This window comes from Sphingorhabdus sp., from assembly GCF_044374345.1.
Classification (GTDB): Bacteria; Pseudomonadota; Alphaproteobacteria; order Sphingomonadales; family Sphingomonadaceae; genus Sphingorhabdus_B.
In genome coordinates, this window is record NZ_JBILOS010000123.1 from 1 (window position 1) to 4,982 (window position 4,982).

Below are 4,982 nucleotides of genomic sequence, written 5' to 3' on the forward strand. Positions count from 1 at the left end.
GTTCAGCGGCATGGTCGGTGCATATTATCTGGATGCCACGGCAGATACCTTGTTCGATGTGCGCCTGTTCACGACGCTCAGCGGATTGACGGCATTTACCAATGCTGCGGTCGATACGGAAACCTACGCCGTCTTCGGTGATTTTACGTACGACCTTTCCGAACAGCTCAGCCTGTCGGTTGGTGGCCGTTACACATGGGATAAACGCACCGCGAATATCCTGCGCCAAAATTATCTCGGCGGCGGATCGCCCTTCTTTGGCGGGGCAGGCGTCGCCTTTGGTGCAGCCAGCACCAACTTCAGCGGGCAGCGTGATTTCAAAAAATTCACGCCCCGCGTATCGCTGAGCTTCAAGCCAACGCCAGATGACAATATTTACGCGAGCTTCAGCCAAGGCTTCAAGGGCGGCGGCTTTGACCCGCGCGGTGTGGGTGCCAATGCGCCCGACCTCAACGGCAATGGTATCCGTGGCGAAAATGACGAAGTGGCTGCGTTTTTGAGCTTCCGTCCAGAAAGCGTCGACAGCTATGAAGTTGGTTATAAGGGCAATGCGTTCGACGGCGGCCTGACCTTCGCGCTCGCGGGCTTCTACGCCGACTATAAGGACGTGCAAATCCCTGGTTCGGTTGCATGTATCGTCAGTGGCCTGCCATCCTTCTGCGGCGTAACGTCCAACGCAGGCAAGGCGACATTCAAGGGTGTCGAGCTTGAGTTTAACGCACGGCTTGGCGAGAACGTTGCCAATGAAGGTGATCGTTTGAACTTGCTGGGTGCAGTGGGTTATATTGATGCGAAGTTCGACCAATATATCTCGAACATCGCGAGCGTCCCGACCGATGTTGCTGCCTTCCGCGATGTGCAGAACACACCGTCATGGACCGCCAGCGCAACGCTTGCCTACATGACGCCAGTTGGCGCCGGACGCTTGAATCTGGGCACAACCGTTTCGTACCGCAGCAGCACGACGCAGTTCGAAATTCCGAACCCCTATATCGATCAGTCCGGCTATGCCCTCGTCGACGCAAGCCTGGTGTATACCGCGCCTGACGATCGTTGGAGCATTGGGCTTTATGGTAAGAACCTGTTCGACAAGGAATATAAAACTTCGGGCTACAGCTTCATTGCTGGCAATGCGACGACTGGCGTGCCGATCATTGGCGGAAACGGTTTGCCTGTTGCCTCGCTGGGCCGCGAAGGCACGCTGACCGCATTTTATGGCAACCCGCGTCAGCTGTTTGTGACCGCTGGCGTGAAGTTCTAAAAAGCTGCGCGAAGGCGCATGAAAAAAGAAGGCCGGGCCATCATGCCCGGCCTTCTTTTTATCCGCGAAGCACCGCGCCCAGTTTGGCTGCGGCCGCAATGACCTTATCTGAAATCAGTTTCAGATCATCATCGCCATAGCTTTTGTCGGTGGGTTGAAGCGTAATTTCAACCGCCAGGCTGACTTGGCCCTCGGGTACGCCCTGCCCGGCAAAGCGGTCAAACAAACGCGCGGCGACGATGTTGTCTTTGTCGCATCCCTTAATGGCCCGAACCAGATCATTGGCCGGCGTATCTTGGGAAACCAGAAACGCAAAGTCGCGGGTAACGGCTTGTAATGCAGGCGGTGTGAAGGCCGGACGCATAAAGCCAGTGGCTTTTTTGAGCGGTATTGCATCCAAAAAGATTTCCGCTGCGACAACGCTGCCATCCAGGTCAAAGGCCTTTGCCGTTGCCGGATGAAGTGTGCCGAATGCGCCAAGAATATTCTTTGGTCCCATACGCAATGTCGCCGATTGTCCGGGATGATAATGCGCGCCGGCATCGTCCATCACGAGCAGACCGTCGGTTGCGACACCCGCTGCCTTGAGCAATGCGATGGCCTCTGCCTTGGCATCAAAAGCATCAAATTTTGCTGATTTGCCCGTCGCCCAGTTGCGCACGGATTTGTCGCCAGCCAGCACGATTCCCGCCGTCAGACGCTCGTCGCTTGTGCCATCCGCCGCGGCAAAATAACGCCGTCCGATTTCGAACAGCCGCACCGATGATGCGCCGCGGTCCATGTTCCGCTGCGCTGCTGACAGCAATCCCGGCAACAATGAAGGGCGCATGACCTTCATGTCTTCGGAGATCGGGTTGGCAAGGCTCCATGTGCCGCCACCAAATGCGTCCGCCGCCTTTTGCGGCAGGAACGACCAGTTGATCGCCTCGTTCAAGCCACGGGCTGCCGCTGCACGGCGCACTTTACGTTCCAGCGACTGGACAGGCGTTGCGGTTGGCTTGGCGACGCCGTCTGCACGGGGCAATGGCACGGACACGACATTGTCGAGCCCGACGATACGCACGACTTCTTCGACAATATCTGCAGGGCCATCGACGTCACGACGCCATGTCGGCACGGTAACGCGCCAGTCGTCGCTTACCGAAAAGCCCAGTCTTTCCAAGATATTGCGCTGTTCGTCCGGTGCAACATTAACGCCGCCAAGTTGCTGGCAATATTGGGTGTCATAAGAAATGTTGCGCGGCGCAACTGGTGCAGCGCCCGCCCTAGTGATGGCACTTGGCGTCCCGCCGCAATGATCGAGCACGAGCTTGGTCGCGATCGCCAATCCGTCTTCCAGAAAGGCAGGGTCAACACCGCGTTCAAAACGTTGCCGCGCATCGCTGGTCAAAGCCAGCTTTTGCCCGGTGCGTGCAATATGTTCGGGGTCGAAATAGGCGCACTCAATGAGGACATCCGTCGTCGTTTCCGAAACGCCGCTATGCTCGCCACCCATGATACCGCCAATGTCATGCACCATGCTGTCGTCAGCAATGACGGTCATGCTGGAATCCAGCGTGTAAGTCTTGCCGTTGAGGGCGACCACGTCTTCCCCGTCGACCGCCTTGCGTGCCACCAGCGCGCCATTCAGCTTCGCGCGGTCATAAACGTGCAAGGGCCGGCCAAGATCAATGGATATGAAGTTGGTGATGTCGACGAGCACTGAAATCGGCTTTTGGCCAATGGCTTTCAGCTTGCTGCGCATCCATTCGGGGGCGTCGCCATTACGGACACCGGAGACAGCCTGTGCGAAGAACGCAGGGCAGCCTGCAGCGTCGTCCGTACGCACGATCGGCGCGGGGCCACTGCCTTCATTTGGCGTGTCCAAATTAATGCGGTAGACTTCGTTCAGCGGGCGCAATGTCCCAAGGCCAGCGGCGGCAAGGTCACGTGCGATGCCGCGAACGCCCATGCAATCCTGACGGTTGGGGGTGATGCTGACATCAATGACGGGGTCGTCCAATCCTGCCCAATCGGCATAGACTGTCCCAACTGGTGCGTCGGCCGCGAGTTCGATGATGCCATCATGGTCGTCGCCCAATTCCAGCTCCGCAATCGAACACATCATGCCGTTGGATTCGACACCCCTGATCGCCGCAACCTTCAACACCATGCCATTTGCGGGAACGACGGCGCCGGCTGGACCGAATACGCCAAGCATGCCTGCCCGCGCATTGGGTGCGCCACAGACCACCTGAAGCGGATCGCCACCTGCGTCGACGGACAGTATCTGCAATTTATCCGCCTGCGGATGCGGCGCCGCGCTCAGCACCTTTGCAATGCGGAATGCGGACAATTTTTCTGCCGGGTTTTCGATGCCTTCAACCTCAAGCCCGATACGGTTCAGGCAATCGGCAACGGCCTGCATATCGGCGTCGGTATCAAGATGCTCTTTCAGCCATGATAATGAGAATTTCATGCGCCTACTCCTCCGCTCAGCGTCGGAACATCGAGCGCGTCAAATCCGTAATGCTGCAGCCAGCGATTATCGCCGTCGAAGAAGGCGCGCAGATCGTCCATCCCATATTTCAGCATGGCAAGCCGGTCGACACCGGTACCAAAGGCAAAGCCCTGCCATATATCGGGATCAAGCCCGCAGGCCTCGATAACCTTGCGATGGACCATGCCGGAGCCAAGAACCTCCATCCAGCCTTCCGATCCGCCAATGACGCGCTTGCCGTTGACCATCGAATAGCCGACGTCGACTTCGACCGATGGTTCGGTGAACGGGAAATAGCTTGGACGCAGACGCAAGACGACATCTTCGCGTTCGAAATAGGCTTTCAGAAATGTCTCCAGCGTCCATTTCAGATGACCAAGGTGAATGCCCTTGTCGATGACAAGGCCTTCGATCTGGTGGAACATCGGCGTGTGCGTCGCATCGCTGTCGCTGCGGTAGACGCGGCCAGGTGCGATAATGCGGATCGGTGGTTCCTGTGACGTCATGGTGCGGATTTGCACCGGCGATGTGTGCGTCCGCAGCAGCATTTTGCTGCCTTCGCGCGCCATTTCGTCGGGGAAATAGAATGTATCATGCATCGCGCGCGCAGGATGTGTTTCGGGAATGTTGAGCGCGGTGAAATTGTGCCAATCATCTTCGATCTCACGCCCTTCGGCAACGGCGAAGCCCATGTCGGCAAAGATTTCGGCAAGCTCGTCCATGACTTGGCTGACGGGATGCACTGTTCCGCGCGGTGTTTCGGGCGCAGGCAATGTCATGTCGACATATTCGCTTGCGAGACGCCGGTTCAACTCGGCGGTTTCCAAAGCTGCTTTTTTCGCGGCCAGCGCCGCTGTCACGCTTTCGCGCAGACCATTGATAATGGGACCTTGCGTCTGACGTTCATCGGGCGACATCGCCCCCATCGTCTTGAGCAACGCCGAAACGCTACCTTGCTTGCCAAGGGCGGATATCCGAACAGCCTCCAGCGCATCCAGCGTATCCGCGGAATCAATCGCTGCCATCAGTTCGGTTTGGAGTGTCGCAATATCTGTCATCATGGTTCGCCTGAATAAGCAAAAGGGCGCGAACGGCAAGTGCCGCCCACGCCCTTTTGCGCAATATCGAAGTTTTAGGAGCTTATGCTGCTTTCGCGAGCGCTGCCTTCGACTGCGCAATGATCGTGCTAAACATCGCGGCTTCGTTCATCGCGAGGTCGGCAAGAACCTTGCGGTCCAGTTC

Annotated in this window: 3 protein-coding genes and 1 pseudogene; 1 reads left to right on the top strand and 3 read right to left on the bottom strand. The window is 57.5% G+C overall.

Annotated features, from left to right (window positions below):
• The coding region (locus tag ACIQ5B_RS10150) for a TonB-dependent receptor (RefSeq protein ID WP_397598915.1) at positions 1-1,261 on the top strand (1,261 nt) is incomplete at its 5' end.
• 58 nt (positions 1,262-1,319) lie between these two features.
• Here ACIQ5B_RS10150 and pheT read toward each other — a convergent pair.
• From pheT to ACIQ5B_RS10165, 3 genes and pseudogenes are all read right to left on the bottom strand, one after another.
• Positions 1,320-3,719: a phenylalanine--tRNA ligase subunit beta gene (gene pheT, locus ACIQ5B_RS10155; RefSeq protein ID WP_397598916.1), complete on the bottom strand. Its 2,400-nt coding sequence runs from the start codon at positions 3,717-3,719 to the stop codon at positions 1,320-1,322.
• The gene (pheS, locus tag ACIQ5B_RS10160; protein WP_397598917.1) at positions 3,716-4,798 is read right to left on the bottom strand and encodes a phenylalanine--tRNA ligase subunit alpha; all 1,083 of its coding nucleotides are present in this window, start codon (positions 4,796-4,798) and stop codon (positions 3,716-3,718) included. The genes pheT and pheS overlap by 4 nt, the downstream gene beginning before the upstream one ends.
• An 82-nt stretch (positions 4,799-4,880) precedes the next feature.
• Positions 4,881-4,982 (bottom strand): annotated as a pseudogene (locus ACIQ5B_RS10165) (50S ribosomal protein L20); the annotation flags it as partial.